Here is a 23,808-nt window from a genome sequence, read left to right on the forward strand (position 1 = left end):
GATTAGTGGAAACGCTGACCGTTCACCAATGTTGTGTGTGTTGGTGTGGAGGTTGTTGGCACGTTGTTGGGTCCTGAGGGAACACGCTTGTGTGTTGTCTTCTGGTTGTTGTTTGAGAACTGTATAGTGGATGCGAGCATCTTTGTGGCCAAGTTTGAAAGGGCACATGGTGGATGCCTTGGCACCAGGAGCCGATGAAGGACGTGGGAGGCTGCGATATGCCTCGGGGAGTTGTCAACCGAGCTGTGATCCGAGGATGTCCGAATGGGGAAACCCAGCCCGAGTGATGTCGGGTTACCAGCATCTGAATGTATAGGGTGTTGGGGGGAACGCGGGGAAGTGAAACATCTTAGTACCCGTAGGAAGAGAAAACACTGGTGATTCCGTGAGTAGTGGCGAGCGAAAGCGGAGGAGGCTAAACCGTGCATGTGGGATACCTGGCAGGGGTTGCGTGTGCGGTGTTGTGGGGCGCTGCTGGAGGAGGCTGCTGACTCTTCAGCGTGTGTGTGTTGGTTAGTTGAACAGGTTGGGATGCCTGGCCGGAGTGGGTGAGAGTCCCGTAGGCGAAAATCGATGCACTGCGTGTGGTGGTGTTCCCGAGTAGCAGCGTTTCCGTGGAGGGCGCTGTGAATCTGGCGGGACCACTCGCTAAGCCTAAATACTTCCTGGTGACCGATAGCGGATAGTACCGTGAGGGAATGGTGAAAAGTACCCCGGGAGGGGAGTGAAAGAGTTCCTGAAACCGTGTGCCTACAATCCGTCAGAGCCTTTGGGTGATGGCGTGCCTTTTGAAGAATGAGCCTGCGAGTTGCTGCTGCGTGGCGAGGTTAACCCGTGTGTGGGGTAGCCGGAGCGAAAGCGAGTCTGAAGAGGGCGTTGAGTCGCGTGGTGCAGACCCGAAGCGGGGTGATCTACCCATGGCCAGGGTGAAGCGCGGGTAAGACCGTGTGGAGGCCCGAACCCACCAGGGTTGAAAACCTGGGGGATGAGTTGTGGGTAGGGGTGAAAGGCCAATCAAACTCCGTGATAGCTGGTTCTCCCCGAAATGCATTTAGGTGCAGCGTTGCGTGTTTCCCGGGTGGGGTAGAGCACTGGTTGGCTGATGGGCCCTATCAGGTTACTGACGTCAGCCAAACTCCGAATACGCCTTGGGTGAAGCGTGGCAGTGAGACGGCGGGGGAGAAGCTTCGTCGTCGAGAGGGAAACAGCCCAGAACACCGGCTAAGGCCCCTAAGTGTGTGCTTAGTGGGAAAGGATGTGGGATCGCTGAGACAACCAGGAGGTTGGCTTAGAAGCAGCCATCCTTGAAAGAGTGCGTAATAGCTCACTGGTCAAGTGGTCCTGCGCCGACAATGTAGCGGGGCTGAAGTACACCGCCGAAGCCGTGTCAATGCGACTGATGTTGTGTTGGGTAGGGGAGCGTCCTGCATGCAGTGAAGTGCCGCCGTAAGGTTGGTGTGGAGTGTGTGGGAGTGAGAATGCAGGCATGAGTAGCGAGTGCAGAGTGAGAATCTCTGCCGCCGGATGACTAAGGGTTCCTGGGGCAGGTTCGTCCGCCCAGGGTGAGTCGGGGCCTAAGGCGAGGCCGACAGGCGTAGTCGATGGATAACGGGTTGATATTCCCGTACCCGTGCATATGCGTCCATGGTGAAACGGTTGAGACTAACCATCCGCTGGCTGTGTGAGTTTTCGGACGAGCATGGTTGGTGCATGGGACCTGATTCCGCGGTAGTCAAGTGATGGGGTGACGCAGGAGGGTAGCTCTGCCAGTGAGTGGTAGTACTGGTGTAAGCCTGTAGCCCGGTGTGTAGGTAAATCCGCATGCCATAGGGGTGAGGGGTGATGCGTAGCCGTGGTGGTGAAGTGAGTGATCCCATGCTGCCGAGAAAAGCCTCTAGCGAGTGTGTGCATGGCCCGTACCCGAAACCGACACAGGTGGTCAGGTAGAGTATACCGAGGCGGTCGGGTGAACTGTGGTTAAGGAATTCGGCAAAATGCCCCCGTAACTTCGGGAGAAGGGGGGCCATTGCTGGTGAACGTCCGTGCGGCGGGAGCTGGTGGTGGCCGCAGAGGCCAGGGAGAAGCGACTGTTTATTAAAAACACAGGTCCGTGCGAAGTCGTAAGACGATGTATACGGACTGACGCCTGCCCGGTGCTGGAACGTTAAGAGGACCCGTTAGCCCCTTTGGGGGTGAAGCGGAGAATTTAAGCGCCAGTAAACGGCGGTGGTAACTATAACCATCCTAAGGTAGCGAAATTCCTTGTCGGGTAAGTTCCGACCTGCACGAATGGCGTAACGACTTCTCCGCTGTCTCGACCACAGGCCCGGTGAAATTGCAGTACGAGTAAAGATGCTCGTTTCGCGCGGCAGGACGGAAAGACCCCGGGACCTTTACTATAGCTTGGTATTGGTGTTTGGTTCGGCTTGTGTAGGATAGGTGGGAGACTGGGAAGCGCTCACGCTAGTGGGTGTGGAGTCGTTGTTGAAATACCACTCTGGTCGTTCTGGGCATCTTAACCTCGGGCCCTGATCGGGTTCAGGGACAGTGCCTGGTGGGTAGTTTAACTGGGGCGGTTGCCTCCTAAAGGGTAACGGAGGCGCCCAAAGGTTCCCTCAGCCTGGTTGGCAATCAGGTGTTGAGTGTAAGTGTATAAGGGAGCTTGACTGTGAGACTGACGGGTCGAGCAGGTGCGAAAGCAGGGACTAGTGATCCGGCACTGGCTGGTGGAAGCGGTGTCGCTCAACGGATAAAAGGTACCCCGGGGATAACAGGCTGATCTTGCCCAAGAGTCCATATCGACGGCATGGTTTGGCACCTCGATGTCGGCTCGTCGCATCCTGGGGCTGGAGTTGGTCCCAAGGGTTGGGCTGTTCGCCCATTAAAGCGGCACGCGAGCTGGGTTTAGAACGTCGTGAGACAGTTCGGTCCCTATCCGCCGCGCGCGTAGGAGACTTGCGGAAGGCTGTCCCTAGTACGAGAGGACCGGGACGGACGGACCTCTGGTGTGCCAGTTGTCCCGCCAGGGGCATGGCTGGTTGGCTATGTTCGGAAGGGATAACCGCTGAAAGCATCTAAGCGGGAAGCCTGTTCCTAGATGAGGTCTCCCTCCCCTTTGTGGGTTAAGGCCCCCAAGAGATGATTGGGTTGATAGGCTCGACATGGAAGTCCAGTAATGGATGGAGTGGACGGGTACTAATAGGCCGAGGACTTGTTCACAAAGGTTGCTGCGCATCCACTATACGGTGTCTGAAACAACAATCAGACACATAATTGAATGGTCTGTGATGGACCCTTGAGGTTTCCTGCCTGCACGTGGGTGTGTGGTGGGGTGGGGTTTGTCGGTGGCGATAGCGGTGGGGAAACGCCCGGTCCCTTTCCGAACCCGGAAGCTAAGCCTGCCAGCGCCGATGGTACTGCACTCGACAGGGTGTGGGAGAGTAGGACACCGCCGACAATCAACATAGGTGGGGTCACCCGAGTATTCGGGTGACCCCACCATTTTCGTGTTTTTGGGGCTTGTTGGGGTGTGTGGTGGCGGGGGAGCTGTCTGACGGGGCGGATCCTGTGTGTTGTGGTGTGTGGGGCTGCCCCGGGTCGGGGCCGCCCCTTCTTGTTGGGCTTGTGGGGTGCTGGGGTGGTTGTGGGCGAGAGCCGACGAGTCGTCCGGGTTTACAGTGGCGGGCGTGAGCACCAGGACTGATGGCACAGAACCGTCGGGGCGTGGTCTGAAGCCCCGCAGCACTGACGTAACCGAGGGGCTCGAACGTGCTGCGGCGCGGGGGATGCTCCGGGCGGTCGGGATGCAGGACGCCGACTTCGCGAAGCCCCAGATCGGGGTGGCGTCCTCGTGGAACGAGATCACGCCCTGCAACCTGTCGTTGCAGCGGCTCGCGCAGGCGAGCAAGGAAGGTGTGCACGCGGCCGGCGGCTTCCCGATGGAGTTCGGGACGATCTCGGTCTCGGACGGGATCTCGATGGGTCACGTCGGCATGCACTACTCACTCGTCTCCCGCGAGGTCATCGCCGACTCCGTCGAGACGGTGATGGAGGCGGAGCGGCTCGACGGCTCCGTGCTGCTCGCCGGCTGCGACAAGAGCCTGCCGGGCATGCTGATGGCTGCTGCGCGCCTGGACGTCGCGGCGGTCTTCGTCTACGCCGGGTCGATCCTCCCCGGCCGGGTCGACGACCGCGAGGTCACCATCATCGACGCCTTCGAGGCGGTGGGAGCCTGCGCCCGCGGCCTGATCAGCGAGGCCGAGGTAGACCGCATCGAACGCGCCATCTGCCCGGGAGAAGGCGCCTGCGGTGGCATGTACACCGCGAACACCATGGCCTGCGCCGCTGAAGCGATGGGCATGTCGCTTCCAGGCTCGGCGAGCCCGCCTTCAGTCGACCGGCGGCGCGACGCGGGAGCCAGAGAAGCGGGACGCGCGGTGGTCGGGATGATCGAGCGCGGACTGACCGCGAGGCAGATCCTGACCAAGGAGGCGTTCGAGAACGCCATCGCCGTTGTCATGGCGTTCGGAGGCTCCACCAATGCCGTGCTGCACCTCTTGGCGATCGCGCGGGAAGCCGAGGTCGCCCTGACCCTCGACGACTTCAACCGCATCGGTGACCGAGTCCCGCACCTGGCCGACGTGAAGCCCTTCGGTCGGCACGTGATGACCGCGGTGGACCGGATCGGTGGCGTGCCGGTCGTGATGAAGGCCCTGCTCGACGCCGGGTTGCTGCACGGCGACTGCATGACGGTCACCGGGAAGACCGTGGCCGAGAACCTCGCCGAGCTGGATCCGCCGGAACTCGATGGCGAGGTCCTGCACAAGCTGTCGAGCCCGCTGCACCCGACCGGCGGACTGACGATCCTGCGCGGATCGCTCGCGCCGGAAGGTGCCGTGGTCAAGAGCGCCGGCTTCGACTCGGCGACCTTCGAGGGTACGGCGCGGGTCTTCGACGGTGAGCAGGGTGCGATGGACGCCGTCGAAGACGGCTCGTTGAAGCCCGGTGACGTGGTGGTGATCCGGTACGAAGGGCCGCGCGGTGGTCCGGGCATGCGGGAGATGCTCGCGGTCACCGGCGCCATCAAGGGCGCGGGCCTGGGCAAGGACGTCCTGCTGCTGACGGATGGCCGCTTCTCCGGCGGTACCACTGGGCTGTGCATCGGGCACGTCGCTCCGGAGGCGACCGACGGCGGGCCGATCGCGTTCGTGCGCGACGGGGACCCCATCCGGCTGGACCTCGCGGGCCGGACGCTCGACCTGCTGGTGGACGAAGCCGAGATCGCGCGTCGGAAGGAAGGCTGGGTGCCACGGGAGCCGAAGTTCCGGCAGGGCGTGCTCGGGAAGTACGCACGGCTGGTCCGCTCGGCGGCGGAGGGCGCGGTCTGCTACTGAGAGGCGCGGTCTGCTACTGAGAGGCGCGGTCTGCTACTGAGGGACGCTGCCGCGTCCGTCCAGACGACCGCGGATCGGCGGTCGAACTCGGAAGGGTTCGGCCGCCGATCTGTCAGTGCGGTGCGCTCGCGCGTCGCCTACGTCGACGCAGGCGAGGGCGGCGCGGAGACAGTAGGCCGGTCGCGGCCTACTGCTGGTGCGGCGGCGGGGCCATCGGGGGCTGCTGCGGGGCTCCTGGAGCCGAAGGGAACCCGGGCGCGGACGCGTGTCCACCGGCCTGCGGGTAGCCGGGGGCGTGGGAAGCCGGGCCTGCCTGCTGCGGCTGGGCTTGCTTGACCAGCTCGTCGGCCTCGGCCCACGGCACCTGCGTGGTGGCACCGCACCACGTGCAGGTCAGCGCGTGCTTGATGTGGACGGGGAAGAGCGGGATGAAGAACAGGGTGAACTTGGTGACGCCCTTGTTCAGCGTGGTCGCGCACACCTGGTTGCAGTTGCGGCAGTGCAGGAGCAGGTTCGCCACTCGATGCACGGTCCGCCGCGTGCCGAAGATGATCACGGTTCCCCCTGGTGGAGCAAGGACAAGACCTGCGCAAAACCGTACGCGAGAGAATCCGCGAGCGGCACGGATCGGAAAATGTGGCCCCGGGCCCACCTCGGAAACGCGGTTCGCCCCGAAGGCCGGCCGCGGCGATGTTGCCCGAGGCCGACTGCGGCGGCGCGATCCGAGGCGGGCCGGGGTTCCGCGGCCGGGCGCTGGTGGGAGCCGTGGCGCCCGGCCGCGGAGTCTGGGTGGGGGTGTCAGTCCCAGTCGAGGGCGCCGCCGGACTGGTACTCGATGACCCTGGTCTCGAAGAAGTTCTTCTCCTTCTTCAGGTCCATGGCCTCCGACATCCACGGGAAGGGGTTGGCGATGTCGGGGAACACCGGGTCCAGGCCGAGCTGGGCGCAGCGGCGGTTGGTGATGAACCGCATGTACTCCTCGCACAGGTCGGCGTTGAGGCCGAGGATGCCGCGCGGCATCGTGTCGCGGCCGTAGGCCACCTCGAGCTCGCATGCCTCGGTGAGCATCGTGCGGATCTCCTGCTGGAACTCCGCGGTCCACAGGTGCGGGTTCTCGATCTTGATCTGGTTGATGCAGTCGATGCCGAAGTTCAGGTGGATCGACTCGTCGCGCAGGATGTACTGGTACTGCTCGGCGATGCCGACCATCTTGTTGCGCCTGCCCAGCGACAGGATCTGGGCGAACCCGGTGTAGAACCACATGCCTTCGAAGATCACGTAGAAGGCGACCAGGTCGCGCAGGAACGCCTGGTCGGCTTCGGGGGTGCCGGTCTCGAAGTCGGGGTTTTCCAGGTTCTGGGTGTAGCGCAGGGCCCAGGCGTCCTTGTCGGAGATCGACGGGATCTCCCGGTACATGTTGAACAGCTCGCCCTCGTCCAGGCCGAGGCTTTCGCAGATGTACTGGAAGGTGTGGGTGTGCACGGCCTCCTCGAACGCCTGGCGCAGCAGGTACTGGCGGCACTCGGGGTTGGTGATGTGCCGGTACACCGCGAGCACGATGTTGTTGGCCACCAGCGACTCGGCGGTGGCGAAGAAGCCGAGGTTGCGCTTGAGCATCATGCGCTCGTCGTCGGTGAGGCCGTCGCGGGACTTCCACAGCGCGATGTCGGCCTGCATCGACACCTCGGTGGGCATCCAGTGGTTGTTGCAGCCCGCGAGGTACTTGTCCCACGCCCAGCCGTACTTCAGCGGCAGCAGCTGGTTGACGTCGGCACGCGAGTTGATCATCGCCTTCTCGGCGACGTCCACGCGGCCGGCGTCGCGGTCGATCTCACCCAGCCCGGTGGCACTCGGCCCGGTCACGGAATCGGCAGTCATCAGGAAACTCCCCCTTTCAACGGTTCGGGTGACCGGTCGTGCCGGACGCGTGTTCCGGCACGACCGGGATCGGTCACTGGCAGGCTTCGCAGTCGGGGTCCTCAACCGAGCAGGCCTGCGCCGCCGGGGCGACCGGGGTGGTGGGCACGGCGTTGAGCTTGCCGTCGGTGCCGCGCAGGGTGCTCTTCTCCACGTGCGTCGCGCTGGTCGACCGCAGGTAGTAGGTGGTCTTGAGCCCCTGGCGCCACGCCAGCCGGTACAGCTCGTCGAGCTTGCGGCCGCTGGGCGCGGCGACATACAGGTTCAGCGACTGCGCCTGGTCGATCCACTTCTGCCTGCGCGCGGCGGCCTCCACCAGCCAGCGCGGCTCGACCTCGAACGCCGTGGCGTAGAGCTCCTTCAGCTCGCCGGGGATGCGGCTGATCGGGCCGAGCGAGCCGTCGTGGAACTTCAGGTCGGCGATCATGTCCTCGTCCCACAGCCCCGCCGCCTTGAGGTCGGCGACCAGGTGCGGGTTGACCACGGTGAAGTCGCCGGACATGTTCGACTTCACGTACAGGTTGCGGTAGATCGGCTCGATGGACTGCCCCACGCCGCAGATGTTGGCGATGGTCGCGGTCGGCGCGATCGCCATCACGTTGGAGTTGCGCATGCCCACCGCACGCACCCGCTCCCGCAACGCGCTCCAGTCCCGGGTCGTCGTCCGATCCAGCTCGACCTGGCCGTCGCGGGCCTGCTCCAGCAGCGCCAGCGAGTCGATCGGCAGCACGCCCTGGCTCCACAGCGAACCCTCGAACGACTCGTACCTGCCGCGCTCGGCCGCCAACTCGGCCGAGGCCGAGATCGCGTGGTAGGAGATCTCCTCCATGCTGCGGTCGGCGAACTCCACCGCCGCCTGCGACGACACCGGAATCCGCTGCACGAACAACGCATCCGAAAAGCCCATCAACCCCAGACCGATCGGCCGGTGCCGCAGGTTCGAGTGCCGCGCCTCGGGGATCGTGTAGAAGTTGATGTCGATCACGTTGTCCAGCATCCGCACCGCGGTCCGGGTCGTGCGCTCGAGCCGCTCGTGGTCGATGCCGTCGGCGGTGACGTGACGCGCGAGGTTGATCGACCCGAGGTTGCACACCGCGACCTCGTCACGGCTGGTGTTCAACGTGATCTCGGTGCACAGGTTCGACGAGTGGACAACACCCGCGTGCTGCTGCGGCGAGCGCAGGTTGCACGGGTCCTTGAACGTGATCCACGGGTGCCCGGTCTCGAACAGCATCGTCAGCATCCGCCGCCACAACTCCACCGCACGGACCTGCCGATAGACCTTGATCTCGCCCCGCTCGGCGGCCTGCTCGTAGTCGCGGTAGCGCTCGGCGAACGCCGTGCCGTAGAGATCGTGCAGGTCAGGCGTCTCGTCCGGGGAGAACAGCGTCCACGTCTCATCGGCCTCGACGCGGCGCATGAACTCGTCCGGCACCCAGTTCGCGGTGTTCATGTCGTGCGTGCGACGCCGGTCGTCGCCGGTGTTCTTGCGCAGGTCGAGGAACTCCTCGACATCGATGTGCCAGGTCTCCAGGTATGCGCAGACCGCGCCCTTGCGCTTGCCGCCCTGGTTCACCGCCACCGCGGTGTCATTGGCGATCTTGAGGAACGGCACGACGCCCTGGGACTGGCCGTTGGTGCCCCTGATGTGCGCGCCGATGCCGCGCACCGGGGTCCAGTCGTTGCCCAGCCCGCCCGCGTACTTCGACAGCATCGCGTTGTTGCTGATGGAGTGGAAGATGCCGTGCAGGTCGTCGTCCACGGTGGTCAGGAAGCACGACGACAGCTGCGGCCGGGTGGTGCCGGAGTTGAACAGCGTCGGAGTCGAGCACATGAAGTCGAACGACGACAGCAGCCGGTAGAACTCCACCGCCCGCGCCTCGCGGTCGTCCTCCCGCAGCGCCAGACCCATCGCCACCCGCATGAAGAACGCCTGCGGCAGCTCGTAGCGGGTCCCGTCGTGGTGCAGGAAGTACCGGTCGTAGAGGGTCTGCAGGCCGAGGAAGCCGAAGGACATGTCGCGCTCAGGCAGCAGCGCGGCCCCCAGCCGGTCCAGGTCGAAGGACGCCAGCTCGGGGTCGAGCTGGCCCAGCTCGACGCCGCGCGCGACGTAGTCGCGGAAGTAGGGCGCGTAGCGCTCGCGCATCTGCTCCTGGTCGGCGTCGTCGGGCCACCCGGCCAGGTAGGTCAGGGCCTCGCGGCGCAGCCGGTCCAGCAGCAGCCGGGCGGTGACCTGGGAGTAATTGGGTTCGGCCTCCACCATGGTGCGGGCGGCCATGATCTGGGCGATCGCGAGCTCGTCGGCGCTGATGCCGTCGAAGCTGTTGCGGCGGACCTCGTCGAGCACGGCGTCGGCCGACACTCCCCCCAGACCCTCACACGCCTGCCGGACCACAGCCGAAACCCGATCCCAGTCGGGTGCGCTGCTCGGTGCGGGTGCGGTGAGCGTTTCGGTCACGACGCTTTCTCCTCACGTGCTCGTAGGGCCGGCCCGGGAACACGGAGGCGTGCGGGATCGCGGCGACGGCACGCGTCGCCGGTCGTCCACGCGACCCGCCCTCGAGGCCCCGGACAGCGCGCACACCTCGTGCGCGCACCGATGGCAGGTCTTCGGACTCACGGGCGGCCTACTGGTCGTGGCTTCCCGGGCGCGTGCGCGCCCAGTGCCGTACCGGCCGGAGCCGGTCACGACGGTCGTTCCCGTTCACCGCTGCGGGGCAGTCCCGGATTCGCACCGGGTTCCCTGTTGCCTCACCTTCCGTGGTGATCCATCGGCGCGGGACACACTACATCTTGGGTTCGTCCACTTTGCGGCGGGCTAGATATCGGCGTGTCTTTGATGTGGAATGGACAGCGGGTCGCGTCGCGGTCACTCCTGGGTCGCACGCAGCCGGCGGCCCAACGGAAAGGACCTCGCCATGAGCGGTGCCGTTGATCGACCGGAGCCGGACGAGCCGAGGCTGCGTTCCCTGCTCGCCGGGCTCACCGTCGAGCAGAAGGCTCGGCTGCTCACCGGGTCGGGGTTCTGGACCCTGCACGCGATGCCCGAGATCGGGCTGCGCCGGATGGTGCTCTCCGACGGCCCGAACGGCGTGCGCGGGACGAAGTGGGACGAGCGGGACACCTCGCTGCTGCTGCCGGTGGCGTCGGCGGTGGCGGCCACCTGGGACGTCGACGCGGCGCGGCAGGTCGGGGAGCTGTTCGGCGACGAGGCCCGGCGCAGGGGCGTGCACGTGGTCCTCGCGCCGACGGTGAACCTGCACCGGAGTCCCTTCGGTGGCAGGCATTTCGAGAACTTCTCCGAGGACCCCCTGCTGGTGGGCGAGATCGGTGCGCAGGTGGTCGCGGGCATTCAGTCGCGCGGTGTCGCCGCGACGCCCAAGCACTTCGTAGCCAACGACAGCGAGACCGGGCGGATGACCTACGACGCGGTCGTCGAGCCGCGGGTGCTGCGGCAGGTCTACCTGGAGCCGTTCCGGCGCATCGTCGAGCAGGCGCGGCCGTGGGCCGTCATGACCGCCTACAACTCGGTCAACGGGTACTCGATGACCGAGAACTCCGAGCTGGTGAACGGGATTCTCAAGGGCGAGTGGGGGTGGGACGGCGTCAACGTCTCGGATTGGTTCGCCGCCCGCGACTGCGAACGGTGCGCGCTCGGCGGGCTCGATCTCGTCATGCCGGGGCCAGGCGGGCCGTGGAGCGGCGGGGCACTCGCGACTGCGGTTCGCGAGGGGCGGGTCGCGGAGGAGTTGCTGGACGACAAGGTGTTGCGGCTGCTGCGGTTGGCGGCCCGGACCGGTGCATTGGACGGCGAATCCGAAGTGGACGCATCGGGTCCTCCCGACGACGCGCGTCCGGTGATCCGCCGGCTGGCGACGCGGGGATTCGTGTTGCTGCGCAACGCCAACGTCGACGACCAGCCCGTGCTCCCGCTGCCCACGCCGATCGGGAAGGTCGCTGTGATCGGGGAGAACGCCGTGCTGCCCGCGGTTCAGGGCGGTGGCTCTTCGCACGTCAGCCCGCCGCACGTGGTCACCCCGCTCGACGGCGTCCGCGCGGCGTTGCCCGACGCGGAGGTGGTTTTCCGCAGAGGAGTCCGGCATCGCAGGCTCCTCGACCCGGTCCCGCATGACCGCGTGCGCGACCCCGATGGTGAGGGAAACGGCCTGCGACTGGAGTTCGTCGGAGCCGACGGCGCAGTGCTGGGTTCCGAGCTGCGTGGCACGGAAACGTTGCTGTGGCTGGGGAAATCCGAAATGCCGAGCGGTACGGCGGTTTTGAGGTTGCGCGGGGACTTGCGAGTCGAACCCGGGGAGCACGTCTTCGGTGTGCACGGCAGCGGAAAGTTCGAGGTCGAGATCGCCGGGCGCGTCGTCTTCGACGGTGAAGTGGCACGCGAGATCGACACCGACGACCCGCTCGCGGAGATGATCGAACCCCCGGAGCAGCGCGTCGACGTCGTCCTGGTCGAGTCCGACCTGAGCGAGGACGGAACCGTTGCGGTGGCAGTGGATTTCGCTCCGGAGGGTGACACCGTCATCGCGCTCGGGATCGGGCACGGCGGGCTCGCGCCCGACGCCACGGCGGAGTTCGACGCGGCGGTGCGGGCCGCGCGCGAGGCGGACGTCGCGATTGTCGTGGTCGGGACCGATGCCGAGATCGAGACCGAAGGGCGTGACCGGCACAGCCTCGATCTGCCCGGCGCGCAGGACGCACTCGTCGAGGCGGTCGCGGCGGCCAACCCCCGCACGGTCGTCGTGGTCAACGCGGGCTCTCCGGTGCTGATGCCGTGGGTCCGCGAGGTGCCCGCGGTGCTGTGGACCTGGTTCGGCAGCCAGGAGTACGGGCACGCGCTCGCCGACGTCCTCCTCGGCGTCGCCGAGCCGGGCGGCAGGCTGCCGACCACCCTGCCCGCCGCAACGGCCGACGTGCCGGTGCCGCTGCCGCGCGTGCAGCCCATGGACGGCAAGCTGCACTACAGCGAGGGAACGCTGATCGGCTACCGCGCGTACCTGGCGCGTGACAGCCGCCCGGCGTTCCACTTCGGACACGGACTCGGCTACACGAGCTGGGAATACGTCGACGCCATCGTGGTACCGGGCGGGGTGCGGGTGACGGTCCGCAACTGCGGTGAGCGGGCCGGACGCGAGGTGGTGCAGGTGTACGCCGCCTCGCGCGGCCGTCCGCCGTGGCTGGCCGGGTTCCGCGTGGTGGACGTCGAAGCCGGCCAGGAGGCCGAAGTGGACGTTGCCGTCCGGATTCCAGACGACAGCGGCGAACACCGGTTGCTGACCGGCCGTTCATCCGGAGATATCAGGCTCACGATCGTCGTGAACGCCTAGGTCGCCGGGCTCCCCGGATTCAACCGGCCACAGCGGCTTGCGGAAGTGGGCGAAGGGTGTCGGCTTCACCCAATATGATGACCAGCGGTTGAGTGCGCGCTGTCGGTTCGGGAGGGGAGTCGCACACCGTGGTCTCGCATTTCGGTCCGTACCGGGTGGAAGGGCTGATCGCCCGCGGTGGGATGGGCGAGGTCCTGCGCGCCTATGACACCCGCCACGACCGCATCGTGGCGCTGAAGGTCCTCGGTTCCGGGGTCGCGGCGGACCCCGAGTACCGGGAGCGCTTCAAACGCGAGGCGCTCGCGGCTGCGCGGCTGCGCGAGCCGCACGTCATCCCGATCCACTCCTTCGGCGAGATCGACGGCCGTCTCTACCTCGACATGCGGCTCATCGAGGGTCAGGACGTCAGCAGGCTCCTCGCCGCGCACGGTCCGATGCCACCCGCCGACGCGGTCGAGGTGGTGCACCAGATCGCGCAGGCGCTCGACGCCGCGCACGAGGAAGGGCTGGTGCACCGCGACGTCAAGCCGTCCAACATCATCATCGGCCGCGGCGGCTTCGCCTACCTCGTCGACTTCGGCATCGCGCACTGGGCGGGCAACCGGACCAACCTGACCACGACCGGGATCGCGGTCGGGACGCTGGACTACATGGCGCCGGAGCGCTTCGGCGACGGGCCGGTCGACCACCGCGCCGACGTCTACTCGCTGGCGTGCGTGTTCTACCAGTGCCTCACCGGGGCCAAGCCGTACGCAGGGCACACGGCGGAGTCGCTGATCAACTCCCACCTCAACCGCGTGCCGCCGCGCCCGAGCGCGCACAACCCGGCGCTGCCGCCCGCCTTCGACCGGGTCGTGGAGGCCGGGATGTCGAAGGACCCGCGCAGGCGCTTCGCCACCGCAGGCGAGTTCGCCCGCGCGGCCAGGCAGGCGCTGACGGGCGCGGTGCCCGCGCCGACGCGCAAGGCGCCGAGCGGTCCGGGCGGACGCCGCTGGTGGCCGGTGGCCGCGGGGGTCGCGGCGGTCGCGCTCGTGGCGGGCGGGGCCGCGCTGTTCATGTCGCTGCCACCTGGCGGGAACGCGCAGGGCGGGGACACCTCGACCCCGCCGTCCCCGCCGCCGAAGCCGGAGTCCCAGCCGCCGCGGGCGCCCGGGGACCTCGGGCTGAGCGTGCCGATCAGCCTGCCGCCGTGCGACGGCGGCTATTTGGTGATGGTCGGGTCGTCGGTCAACCCCGCCATCTACGGCGAGCAGGTGCAGCGGTACCTGGACCAGTTCCCCGGCTCGAGCTACCAGCACTCGCCCTCGACCGGCTGCGAGTCGCTGCGCACCCACGTGGACGGCGCCGAGATCTACTCGGTCTACTACGGACCGTTCGACGACGAGGAAACCGCATGCGCGCGCCGAACCGGTTTAGGCGGGGATGCCTTCGTGCGGCGGCTCGACCACACCAGCCCGCCGGAGCACGTGGTCAGCTGCGGGTAGCGAAATCCGGTTGCCGGGGCCGACACAATTGGACGAATGGGGTTCCTCGAGGCGTCCGCACTGTCCTACCGGCTCGGTGACGGACGCGAGCTGTTCGGCGGTGTCTCCTTCCGCGTCGGCGCCGGTGACGTCGTCGCGGTCGTCGGGGACAACGGCGCGGGCAAGACGACGCTGATGCGGATCCTGGCCGGTGAGCTGAAGCCGCTCACCGGGGCGGTCAACGTCCAGGGCGGGCTGGGGGTGATGCCGCAGTTCATCGGCTCGATCCGGGACGACCGCACCGTCCGCGACCTGCTGCTGGCCGTGGCCTCCCCGGCGCTGCGCGCCGCGGCGTCGGAGCTGGACGCCGTCGAGCTGGAACTGATGGACACCGACGACGAGGCGACGCAGCTGCGCTACGCCGACGCGCTCGCGGCGTGGGGCGAGGCAGGCGGCTACGAGGCCGAGGTTCTGTGGGACACCGTGACGACGCTGGCCATGGGGGTGCCCTACGACCGCGCGAAACACCGCGGCGTCACGACGCTGTCCGGCGGCGAGCAGAAGCGGCTGGTGCTGGAATCCCTGCTGCGCTGCGCTGAACAGGTGCTGATCCTCGACGAGCCGGACAACTACCTCGACGTGCCGGGCAAGCGCTGGCTCGAACAGCGCCTCGCGGAGTCGGGCAAGGCGGTGCTGGTGGTCAGCCACGACCGCGAGCTGCTGGCCACCGCGGCCACCCATGTCGTCACGCTGGAAGGCCGGACGGCTTGGGTGCACGGCGGCGGTTTCGGCACGTGGCACCAGGCCCGCGCCGCGCGCCTCGAGCGGATGGCCGAGCTGCGCAGGCGGTGGGACGACAAGCACGAGCAGCTCAAGGAGCTGGTGCGGTCGTTGCAGCGCGCGGCGACGATCAGCGACGAGATGGCCTTGCGCTACCGGGCGGCCCAGACCCGGCTGCGCAGGTTCGAGGCCGACGGCGCGCCGCCGCTGCCGCCGAAGGAGCAGCGAGTGCGGCCCAGGCTGCGCGGCGGACGGACCGGGCTGCGGGCGGTCACCTGCGAGTCGCTGGAGCTGACCGGGCTCATGCGTCCGTTCGACCTGGAGGTCTTCTTCGGCGACCGGCTCTGCGCGCTGGGTTCCAACGGTTCCGGCAAGAGCCACTTCCTGCGGCTGCTCGCCGATCAGGACGCAGTCGCCCATACCGGGACGTGCCGGCTCGGCGCGCGGATCGTGCCGGGGCTGTTCGCCCAGACCCACCACCACCCGGAGTGGCTGGGGCGCACGCCTGCCGAGATCCTCGGCCGCGGTGACGGCGGGCGACAGGGCCGGGGCCGCGACGAGGCGATGCCCGCGCTGAGCCGCTACGGGCTCGCGGCGTCGGCGGACCAGCCGTTCGAGACGCTCTCCGGCGGGCAGCAGGCGCGTTTCCAGGTGCTGCTGCTGGAGCTGTCCGGGGCGACCCTGCTGCTGCTCGACGAGCCGACCGACAACCTGGATCTGGCCTCGGCGGAGGCGTTGCAGGACGCGCTGGCGGAGTTCACCGGCACCGTCGTGGCGGTCACCCACGACCGGTGGTTCGCCCGTTCCTTCGACCGCTACCTGGTGTTCCGCGAGGACGGCTCGGTGTCCGAAGTGGACGAGCCGGTGTGGGACGAGCGACGGGTCCAGCGGACCCGCTGACCGGTGATCGAACCCGGCGCACCGTGCGGGCGGGGCTCAGCGCTTGGCGACGTGGTTCTGCAGGTCGTCGAGCACGAGGTTGGCGCCGATCGGCCCGAGAGCGAGGAACCAGCGGTCGTCGGGCACCGCGATGGCCTTGCCGTTGCGGACCGCGGAGAGGCTGCGCCACTGCTCGGAGGCCACCAGCTCGTTCAGGCGCTGCTGGGCGGAGTCGCCGTACGCGCTGTAGAACAGCAGGTCGGCGTCGGCCTGCGAGACCTGCTCCCGGCTGATCTTGGTGAAGGTGGTGTTCTGCGCCAGCTGGTTGTCGGGGCGGTTGAACCCGGCGTCGGCCAGCACGGTGCCGATGAACGACGACCGGTTGTAGAGGCGGATCTCGTTGCCGCCGGTGATGAAGCGCATCGTGCCGACGCGGATGCCGCCCGGGTCGCCCGCCGCCCGGCCGATGTCGGCGGCACGCCGCTGGTAGTCGGCGAGGATGCGCTCGGCCTCCGGCTTCCTGCCCAGCGCGTCGGCGTCGAGCAGGAAGTTCTCCTTCCACGTGCTGCCCACCGTCTCGGCGAACACCGTGGGGGCGATCTTGCTCAGCGCGTCGTACTTGTCGTCGTCGCGGACCTTGCTCGACAGGATCAGGTCCGGCTTGAGCGCGGCGATCTTCTCGATGTTGGCGTTGCCGATGGTTCCGACGATCTCGGGGGAGCCGGCCTTGTCGGCGAGGTAGGGCTGCAACGGGATGTTGGCGTCAGGCTGGACCGTGCCGACCGGCTTGACCCCGAGCGCGAGCAGGGCGTCGAGCTCGCCGGTGTCGAGCACGACGACCCGCTGCGGCGTGCCGCTGATCCTGGTCTGCCCCTTGGCGTGGTTGACGACCCGCTCGCCCTGCTGCGCCGCGGCGGGCTGGTCCGGGCCCGAGGTGCCGCACGCGGCGGTCGTGGCCAGGCCGACGGCCGCGACCACGGTGGCGAGGAGTCTCCGGCTGCGGGACATGGTGCTCCCTGGATGCGTCTGGAATGACTGGTTTGGGGAGCCTAACCTGATGTCTCGTCGCAGGTCCGGAATGTCGCCCATATCACCGCGGAGGCCGGCCGCGACTGTCCCCGCAGGTCAGCGGGGCTTTCGCGCGAGCCCGGCCAGGAACATCCGCTGCGGTACGACCAGGGGCTTGACGCGGGGGCCGTCCGGCCACCAGTCCGGCGCGCGGCAGAGACCCGGTTCGAGGAGTTCGAGGTCGAGGAACAACGATGCGATCTCCTCGCGGGTGCGGAAGTAGCCGCTGCCCATCCCGCTGTCGAGCATGGCCCGCTCGACCCGCTTCGCGATCTCCTCGTGCTCCCCACCGGGGTTGTGGAAGTGGCTGATCGCCAGGAACGAGCCGGGGGCGAGCGCGTCGACGTAGGTCCGCACGATCTCGCGGAGTCTGTCGAGATCGGGGAAGTGGTGCAGGACGCCGATCAGGTAGAGCGCGACCGGCTCGGAGAAGTCCAGCCTGCGGTGCAGCGCCGGGTCGGCCAGCAGCTCCTCGGGGCGGGTGAGGTCGCCGCCGACGAAGTGGGTCTGCTCGTTCTCCTCCAGCAGCACCTTGCCGTGGGCCTCCACCACCGGGTCGTCGTCGACGTAGACCACCGTGCTCTCGGGGTCGATGCGCTGGGCGACCTCGTGGGTGTTCTCGGTGGTGGGCAGGCCGGAGCCGAGGTCGAGGAACTGCCGGACACCGGCCTGCTCGGCCAGGAAGCGGGTGACGCGGATGAGCCAGTCGCGGTTGTCCCGCGCGACGACCATGCCCTCCGGCGTGACCTCCAGGATCGCGCGCAGCACCTCGCGGTCGGCCTCGAAGTTGTCCTTGCCGCCGAGTCCGGCGTCGTAGACCCGGGCGATGCTCGGTCTCGAGGTGTCGACCCCCGGCGGGACGCCGGGCGGGGCAGCTTGCTCGTCGCGCGACATGCGGGGCTCACTATTCCGAGGCGGGCAAGTTTCGCTGGCAACGATAGTGGATCAAACCACCTGGATCGGCGTCAGTCGGGGGCGGATCGCGGTCGCATGCGGCTGGGAACGGTGTCCGGTCCCAGCTCGTGCGGTGCCGCGGGGCGTTGCGGTGTCCGGCGGACAGGGGCGGGCAAAACCTTGTGAATCGGGCGGAAGGAGCGTTTCGGCCTGCTGTTTCGTCAGCACCATGGTGCCCGCCGGGCACGCCCTTGCATACCTGCTGCGGTGGGTAGGCGGAGGGCTCCGCGGATGGCAGTCGTTGCTCCGTGGGACGCAGCTCGCGGGGTTGCGCAGATCACAAAGCGGCTGCCGGGGGTGTCCCGCCTCGTGCTCCGGGCTCGGGGGGTGCCAGAAGGGGCGGTGGCGGCCCGATCCGCGCGGACGCGCCGACACCGACGTTTTGGTAGAACCAGTGACGGCTGGCGTCCCTGCCTGCGTCGATTCTCTGACCACAGTGGACCGAAACGGCGGCCGGGGCCTCGGCTGCGGGTACCGGCGGGTCATCGGGCGTAGATTGCGCGCTGTCGACCCGTTGCCACTCTGGGGGGAACACCGATGCATGCAGCAGTCGTCCGTTCATTCGACCATTCGCCCTCTTACGAAGAACTCACCGATCCTGTAGCCGCCGAAGGGCAGGTGGTGCTCAAGGTCGTCGCGGCGGGCCTGCACCCGGCGGTCCGCGCGGGCGCGGGAGCAACGGCCGGCGGCCAACCACGACCCCCGTTCATCCCCGGCTTCGACGGCGTGGGCCGGCTCCCGTGCGGCAGCCGCGTGTTCTTCGCTGGACTGGAGCACCCGTACGGCAGCATGGCCGAGCGGGCGGTGGTCGCCGAACGCGACTGCATCCCGATCCCCGACGACGTCGACGACGTCACGGTCGCCGCGACGGTGAACCCGTCGATGTCGGCGTGGGTGGCGATGCGCGGCAAGGCCGGACTCGAGGCGGGGGAGTCGGTGCTGGTGCTGGGGGCCACCGGCAACGCGGGGCGGATGGCGGTGCAGATCGCCAGGATGCTCGGGGCGGGCCGCGTCGTCGCGGCGGGCCGGAACCGGGCCATGCTCGACCGATTACTGGAGGTCGGTGCCGACGACGTCGTGCCGCTCGACGGCGACGACGAGACCGTCGGCAAGGAGATGGCGGCCAGTGCCGCCGGCGTCGACGTCGTGCTGGACTACCTGTCGGGCCGGCCCGCCGAGATCGCGCTGCACGCCCTGGCCGGCGGGCGGCGGCTGCGCTGGGTCCACGTCGGGCCCGGCCGCCCGGTCGGGGCTGCCGACGCCGGGTTGCGGGAGTCGGGGGTGGAGATCTCCCGGGTCGACCCGGAGTCGCTGCCGGAGGCCGAGCGGACCGCCGAGCTCACCTCACTGATCAACCGCATGCCTTCGGCCGACCTCGACGTCCACGCCGTTTCCATACCCCTGCACGCGGTCGGCTCGGCGTGGAAGGCCGACGCCACCACGGGGGTCCGGATCGTCCTCGTGCCCTGACCCGAACCCTCCGTCCTCGTCCCCGGGGCCGGAGGGGGCATCAATCGGCGTGTGAATGCAAGTGGTTCTGAGACTCGAGTCGTCTACATGAGACGTTGTGCAGGGGGATGGCACCCGGAACCGGATGGCTCGACGGAATGGGGTGGAAAACAATTCAGGGTCCTGATCGGAAACCGATCAGGACCCTGAACTCGCGTGCGCCAACAGGGACTCGAACCCCGAACCCGCTGATTAAGAGTCAGCTGCTCTGCCAGTTGAGCTATTGGCGCTGGTCTGGTCCCCAGTTCCTCCGGTCCGCTTCGCTTTCCGGTCTCCCTGGCGACGTTGAAAAGATTAGCACAACCCCCGATCGGGCCATTTCGAGGGGGGTCGACTTACGTCTTGCCTGGTCAGCGAAGCAACCTCGGAGGGGGTGATCGCGTCTCCCTCTCCGGAGGAGGCTGCCGCTGGAGCTTGCTCCGTGTGCATGACGGTCCCGACACACTCCGTCGGGATCTTGCTGCACACTGTCTTCAGCGGGAAGTGGTGCACTTGATTGAACGGACTGTCGCCCATGAAGCTGTTAGGTAACCCGGTCGGGAGGCAGTCGGGGCTGCCGTCCCGCCTGCTCTCGCTCCCGGTGCTCGGCCTGGTCGCCGTGCTCGTCGCGAGCTGTAGCGGGGCCGGCTCCGACCTCGCGGATGCTCCCGCGCCACCGCCGGCGCCCTCGGTGGAGTTCACGCCGCAGAACGGTGCGCGGGACGTGTCGCCGACCGCGCCGATCTCGGCGAAAGTCGCCAACGGCAAGATCGTCAACGCGACGCTTACCAACCAGGACGGCAAGCCGGTGGCGGGCGCGCCTGCCCCGGACGGGCTGAGCTGGACATCGAGCGAGGTCCTCGGCTACGCCAAGACCTACACGCTCGTGGCCACCGTCCAGGGCGCCGGGCCGCCCATCACCCAGCAGACCACGTTCAGCACGGTCGACCCGAAGGACGAGACCTACGTGTCGATGAACCCGCTGGACGGGCAGACCGTGGGCGTCGGGCAGCCGCTGGCCTTCTACTTCAGCAAGGACGCCCCCGCGCCGGACAAGGCGCGCGCGGAGGAGGCGATCCGGATCAGGACCGAGCCCGCGGTGGAGGGCGCGTTCTACTGGTTCAACAGCCGCGAGGTGCACTGGCGGCCCAAGGAGTACTGGAAGCCGGGCACGAAGGTCTCGGTCGACGTCGGCGTCTACGGCAAGGACCTGGGCGGCGGCGTGTGGGGCCAGGAGGACCGCAAGGCCACCATCACCATCGGCGACGCGGTGATCCTGCGCGCCGACGGCGCCACGCACCGGATGTCGATCGAGGTCAACGGCGCGGTGCAGCGCACCCTCCCGGTGTCGCTCGGCAAGCCCGAGTTCCCGTCGAACAACGGCGTGCACGTGGTCACCGAGCACCACCAGACCAAGATCATGGACTCCTCGACCTACGGCCTGCCGGTCGAGGCCGGGGGCTACCGGACGCCGGTGAGCTGGGCGGTGCGCATCTCCAACGGCGGTGAGTTCCTGCACGCCGCGCCGTGGTCGGTGGGCGACCAGGGACGCCGCAACGTCAGCCACGGCTGCATCAACATGAGCATGTCCGACGCCAAGTGGGTCTACGACCTGCTGAAGAAGGGCGACGTCGTGGAGATCACCAACGCAGGCGGCCCGAGCCTGCGCTCGTGGGACGGCTTCGGCGACTGGCAGATCCCGTGGGAGGAGTGGTCCCGCGGCAACCGGTGACCACGAGAAACGAGAAGGCCCCGTTCCAGAGGAACGGGGCCTTCTCGCTGGGGTGAGTGACGGGATTCGAACCCGCGACACCTGGGACCACAACCCAGTGCTCTACCGACTGAGCTACACCCACCACGGCTGCCGGCTCCGGCCGTTTCCGGCCCGCCCCGCAGCGACGTCAATTATCCTAGCGGGTGCCGTCGAGCGGTTTGACACCGGCTCGCCAAAAGCCGGGCCCGCGGCTTCCTCACTTGCCGGTTCCACGCTGATCGGCTTGCTTCTGCCTGGCCTTTTCCGTGCCGCCCACGACGTTGTCGCCGCCCAGCAGCTCGCTCGCGACGGCCTGGGCCTGCTCGCTGGTCGGGCCTGGCTGCGGCACGAACGCGGTCCGCCGGTAGTAGGCGAGCTCGCGGATCGACTCCTTGATGTCGGCAAGCGCCCGGTGCGCCAGGCCCTTCTCCGGCTGGGCGTAGTAGATCCGCGGGTACCAGCGCCGGCACAGCTCCTTGATCGACGACACGTCCACCATCCGGTAGTGCAGGTGGGCGTCGAGGGTGGGCATGTCCCGGGCGATGAAGCCGCGGTCGGTGGCGATGGAGTTGCCCGCCAGTGGTGCCGACCGCCCGTCGGGCACGTGCTGGCGGATGTAGTCGAGTATCCGCTGCTCGGCCTCGGCCAGGCTCACCGTCGAGCGACGCACCTCTTCGGTGAGCCCGGAGCGCTCGTGCATCTCTCGCACCACGTCGGGCATCCCGGCCAGCGCCTCGTCGTCGGCGTGGATGACGATGTCCACACCTTCTCCGAGGATGTTCAGGTCGGCGTCGGTGACCAGAGCGGCTATCTCGATCAGGGCGTCCTTGCCGAGGTCGAGACCGGTCATTTCGCAGTCGATCCACACTAGACGGTCATTCACCCGCGTGAGCCTAACGCGGCGCGGGTGGTGATCGTGCGATCGGCCGTGCCCCGAGTGGTCACCTTTCGGTCACGCGCCCCGACGCTCCGCGAGCGTGCAGTTCGCGGGGCACGACCTTGCCGGTCGCGTTGCGCGGTAGCTCGCCGAGGAAGACCACGTCGCGCGGCATCGCGAACCGCGACAGCGATCCCCGGATGCGTTCCCGCAGCTCATCGCCGTCGAGTCGGGTGTCGTCCTGGAGGACGACGAAGGCGGCCAGGCGCTGGCCGAACTCGGAGTCCTCGACGCCGACGACCGCGACCTCGCGGACCTCGGGCAGTGCGGCGATGGCGTCCTCGGTCTCCTTCGGGTAGACGTTCTCGCCACCGGAGATGATCATGTCGTCCTCCCGGCCCACCACGAACAGCCGTCCGGACGAGTCGATGCGACCGAGATCACCGGTGGACATCAGCCCGTCCACCACCTCCTTGCGGCCGCCGGAGGTGTAGCCCTCGAAGAGCATGTCGTTGCCCGCGAAGATCCGGCCGGTCGCGCCGGTGCGGGCGGGCTTCCCGTTCTCGTCGAGGATGCGGACCGTGGTGCCCCGCGGCGGGCGGCCCGCAGTGCTCGGCGCGGCCCGCAGCTCGCTCGGTGTGGCGATGCTCACCCACGAGACCTCGGTGGAGCCGTAGAGGTTGTAGAGCACCGGGCCGAAGGCCCGCTGGAACCGGGTGGCCAGGTCGGCGGGCATGGCCGACCCGCTGGAGGCGACGACCCGCAGCGACTCGGGGCGGACGCGCTCCTCGGCGGGCAGGTCGAGGATGCGCTGCAGCATCACCGGCACCGCGAACATCGAAGTGCACTGGTAGCGCTGCGCCACCGACAGGGCGTGCCCCGGCTCGAACCTGCGCGGCAGGACCAGCGTCGCGCCCAGCACCGCGCCGAGCTGGAAGGCGGCCAGGCCCCAGGTGTGGAAGACCGGCGCGCACACCAGCATCCGCTCGCCGCTGCGCAGCGGGATGCGGGACATGACCGTCGCGGCCGGGCCGATCCCGGGCGGGTCGGGTCGGCGCGCGCCCTTGGGGGTGCCGGTCGTGCCGGAGGTCAGCACGATCATCCGCGCGTGGCGCGGACGCCTGGGCAGGGCCTTGACCTGCGAGGTGGCGATCAGGTGCTCCACCGTCGAGTGCCGCGTGCTGCCCTCGGTCCAGGCCAGCACCACGTCGAGGTCGGCGGGCAGCTCCGGCAGGTGCCGGTCGTACTCGGCGTCGAGCACCAGCAGGTCGACCTGCTGCTCGGCGAGCACGGCCGCGAGCTGCGAGGTGCTCAGACCGGTGTTGAGCAGCACCACGTCGGTGCCGAGCTTGCCGCAGGCCACGATCGTCTCGATGGCGCCGTGGTGGTTGCGGCACAGGATCCCGACCCGGCTGCTGTCGCCGATGCCGCGTTCGCGCAGGGCGTTGGCCAGCCGGGTGGTGCGCAGGGACACCTCGGCGTAGCTGATCGCGCCGCGTTCGTCGATCACGGCGGGCCGGTCGGGATGGCGGATCGCGCCGACCGCGTAGGCCAGCGGCGGCGTGACGCCCCAGCGCAGCCAGGCCCGAAGGATCCGCAGGAGCTTGTCCGGGCGCATCGGCCGCACCACGCCCTGGCGGGCCAGGATGTAGGCGGTCTGCAGCCCTCGTGCCCGTTCCGGTCGCACCGCCTGCCGCAGCCGTCGCATCAACGTTGCCACGCGTCCACCTTCCCGGTCGGAAGCTACTCGGAGTAGATAATGCCTTTCCGGTGGCGGGAGGGAAAGGGCGCCGAGCTCCCGAGGCCGGATCGGTCGAGGTCAGGAGGCTGTGTGGTCTTGGCACGCTGCCGCAGGCGTACGGCGGGCCTTGTCGGCCGGTGCGATCCGGCGCGA

At 68.1% G+C, this 23,808-nt stretch carries 13 protein-coding genes, 2 tRNA genes, 2 rRNA genes and 1 riboswitch; of the genes, 8 read left to right on the forward strand and 9 right to left on the reverse strand.

Features of this window, described 5'->3' with window-relative positions; translation table 11 throughout:
* The first annotated feature begins 146 nt into the window (after nucleotides 1-146).
* The 3 genes from HUO13_RS06355 to ilvD all read left to right on the forward strand — a co-directional run bounded on the left by HUO13_RS06355 (nucleotide 147) and on the right by ilvD (nucleotide 5,393).
* Nucleotides 147-3,219, forward strand: a 23S ribosomal RNA gene (locus HUO13_RS06355).
* Nucleotides 3,220-3,340: 121 nt separating this feature from the next.
* A 5S ribosomal RNA gene (gene rrf, locus HUO13_RS06360) occupies nucleotides 3,341-3,457 on the forward strand.
* A 229-nt stretch (nucleotides 3,458-3,686) separates the two neighbouring features.
* On the forward strand, nucleotides 3,687-5,393 hold the full coding sequence (gene ilvD, locus HUO13_RS06365) for a dihydroxy-acid dehydratase (protein WP_211900529.1): 1,707 nt from the start codon (nucleotides 3,687-3,689) through the stop codon (nucleotides 5,391-5,393).
* A 187-nt stretch (nucleotides 5,394-5,580) separates the two neighbouring features.
* On the opposite strand, the gene HUO13_RS06370 is transcribed toward ilvD, so the two are convergent.
* The 3 genes from HUO13_RS06370 to HUO13_RS06380 form a co-directional block, all read right to left on the reverse strand.
* The gene (locus HUO13_RS06370; protein WP_249124490.1) at nucleotides 5,581-5,913 is read right to left on the reverse strand and encodes a zinc-ribbon domain-containing protein; all 333 of its coding nucleotides are present in this window, start codon (nucleotides 5,911-5,913) and stop codon (nucleotides 5,581-5,583) included.
* A 278-nt stretch (nucleotides 5,914-6,191) separates the two neighbouring features.
* Nucleotides 6,192-7,271 (reverse strand): ribonucleotide-diphosphate reductase subunit beta, encoded by a 1,080-nt coding sequence (locus HUO13_RS06375; protein WP_211900531.1) that lies wholly within the window; start codon nucleotides 7,269-7,271, stop codon nucleotides 6,192-6,194.
* A 73-nt stretch (nucleotides 7,272-7,344) separates the two neighbouring features.
* Entirely contained in the window at nucleotides 7,345-9,768 is a 2,424-nt protein-coding gene (locus tag HUO13_RS06380) for a ribonucleoside-diphosphate reductase subunit alpha (RefSeq protein WP_211900532.1), read from the reverse strand.
* A 126-nt stretch (nucleotides 9,769-9,894) separates the two neighbouring features.
* Nucleotides 9,895-10,098, reverse strand: a riboswitch (cobalamin riboswitch).
* Between the two features lie 130 nt (nucleotides 10,099-10,228).
* Here HUO13_RS06380 and HUO13_RS06385 point away from each other — a divergent pair.
* The 3 genes from HUO13_RS06385 to HUO13_RS06395 all read left to right on the forward strand — a co-directional run bounded on the left by HUO13_RS06385 (nucleotide 10,229) and on the right by HUO13_RS06395 (nucleotide 15,795).
* Nucleotides 10,229-12,652 carry a glycoside hydrolase family 3 protein gene (locus HUO13_RS06385; RefSeq protein WP_211900533.1) on the forward strand — a complete coding sequence of 808 codons (2,424 nt, stop codon included), beginning with the start codon at nucleotides 10,229-10,231 and terminating at the stop codon, nucleotides 12,650-12,652.
* Nucleotides 12,653-12,780: 128 nt separating this feature from the next.
* Nucleotides 12,781-14,136 carry a serine/threonine-protein kinase gene (locus HUO13_RS06390; RefSeq protein ID WP_211900534.1) on the forward strand — a complete coding sequence of 452 codons (1,356 nt, stop codon included), beginning with the start codon at nucleotides 12,781-12,783 and terminating at the stop codon, nucleotides 14,134-14,136.
* 36 nt (nucleotides 14,137-14,172) lie between these two features.
* The gene (locus HUO13_RS06395) at nucleotides 14,173-15,795 is read left to right on the forward strand and encodes an ATP-binding cassette domain-containing protein (protein ID WP_211900535.1); all 1,623 of its coding nucleotides are present in this window, start codon (nucleotides 14,173-14,175) and stop codon (nucleotides 15,793-15,795) included.
* A gap of 36 nt (nucleotides 15,796-15,831) precedes the next feature.
* Here HUO13_RS06395 and HUO13_RS06400 read toward each other — a convergent pair whose 3' ends face one another.
* Together HUO13_RS06400 and HUO13_RS06405 are read right to left on the reverse strand one after the other, a co-directional pair.
* Entirely contained in the window at nucleotides 15,832-16,782 is a 951-nt protein-coding gene (locus tag HUO13_RS06400; protein ID WP_211900536.1) for an ABC transporter substrate-binding protein, read from the reverse strand.
* A 117-nt stretch (nucleotides 16,783-16,899) separates the two neighbouring features.
* On the reverse strand, nucleotides 16,900-17,736 hold the full coding sequence (locus tag HUO13_RS06405) for an SAM-dependent methyltransferase (RefSeq protein WP_211900537.1): 837 nt from the start codon (nucleotides 17,734-17,736) through the stop codon (nucleotides 16,900-16,902).
* 597 nt (nucleotides 17,737-18,333) lie between these two features.
* Here HUO13_RS06405 and HUO13_RS06410 point away from each other — a divergent pair.
* Nucleotides 18,334-19,266 (forward strand): quinone oxidoreductase family protein, encoded by a 933-nt coding sequence (locus HUO13_RS06410; RefSeq protein WP_249124491.1) that lies wholly within the window; start codon nucleotides 18,334-18,336, stop codon nucleotides 19,264-19,266.
* Between the two features lie 196 nt (nucleotides 19,267-19,462).
* Here the strand turns inward: HUO13_RS06410 and HUO13_RS06415 are convergent.
* Nucleotides 19,463-19,535: transfer RNA gene (locus HUO13_RS06415), tRNA-Lys, on the reverse strand.
* A 284-nt stretch (nucleotides 19,536-19,819) separates the two neighbouring features.
* Here HUO13_RS06415 and HUO13_RS06420 point away from each other — a divergent pair.
* Nucleotides 19,820-21,016, forward strand: coding sequence for a L,D-transpeptidase (locus HUO13_RS06420; protein ID WP_211900538.1), 1,197 nt, complete (start codon nucleotides 19,820-19,822; stop codon nucleotides 21,014-21,016).
* A 48-nt stretch (nucleotides 21,017-21,064) separates the two neighbouring features.
* Here the strand turns inward: HUO13_RS06420 and HUO13_RS06425 are convergent.
* The 3 genes from HUO13_RS06425 to HUO13_RS06435 form a co-directional block, all read right to left on the reverse strand.
* Nucleotides 21,065-21,140 (reverse strand) — tRNA-His (locus HUO13_RS06425).
* Nucleotides 21,141-21,254: 114 nt separating this feature from the next.
* Complete coding sequence (gene orn, locus HUO13_RS06430; RefSeq protein ID WP_211900539.1) at nucleotides 21,255-21,920, reverse strand: oligoribonuclease; 666 nt, start codon at nucleotides 21,918-21,920, stop codon at nucleotides 21,255-21,257.
* A 58-nt stretch (nucleotides 21,921-21,978) separates the two neighbouring features.
* Entirely contained in the window at nucleotides 21,979-23,634 is a 1,656-nt protein-coding gene (locus tag HUO13_RS06435) for an AMP-binding protein (protein ID WP_249124492.1), read from the reverse strand.
* Nucleotides 23,635-23,808 lie beyond the last annotated feature (174 nt).

Source organism: Saccharopolyspora erythraea, assembly GCF_018141105.1.
Classification (GTDB): Bacteria; Actinomycetota; Actinomycetes; order Mycobacteriales; family Pseudonocardiaceae; genus Saccharopolyspora_D; species Saccharopolyspora_D erythraea_A.

Bases quoted from the DNA above. Each gene is read 5' to 3' on its own strand.
- HUO13_RS06375 (WP_211900531.1), bottom strand. From the start codon at position 7,271: ATGACTGCCGATTCCGTGACCGGGCCGAGTGCCACCGGGCTGGGTGAG.
- HUO13_RS06385 (WP_211900533.1), top strand. From the start codon at position 10,229: ATGAGCGGTGCCGTTGATCGACCGGAGCCGGACGAGCCGAGGCTGCGT.
- HUO13_RS06395 (WP_211900535.1), top strand. From the start codon at position 14,173: ATGGGGTTCCTCGAGGCGTCCGCACTGTCCTACCGGCTCGGTGACGGA.
- HUO13_RS06400 (WP_211900536.1), bottom strand. From the start codon at position 16,782: ATGTCCCGCAGCCGGAGACTCCTCGCCACCGTGGTCGCGGCCGTCGGC.
- HUO13_RS06405 (WP_211900537.1), bottom strand. From the start codon at position 17,736: ATGTCGCGCGACGAGCAAGCTGCCCCGCCCGGCGTCCCGCCGGGGGTC.
- HUO13_RS06410 (WP_249124491.1), top strand. From the start codon at position 18,334: ATGCATGCAGCAGTCGTCCGTTCATTCGACCATTCGCCCTCTTACGAA.
- HUO13_RS06420 (WP_211900538.1), top strand. From the start codon at position 19,820: ATGAAGCTGTTAGGTAACCCGGTCGGGAGGCAGTCGGGGCTGCCGTCC.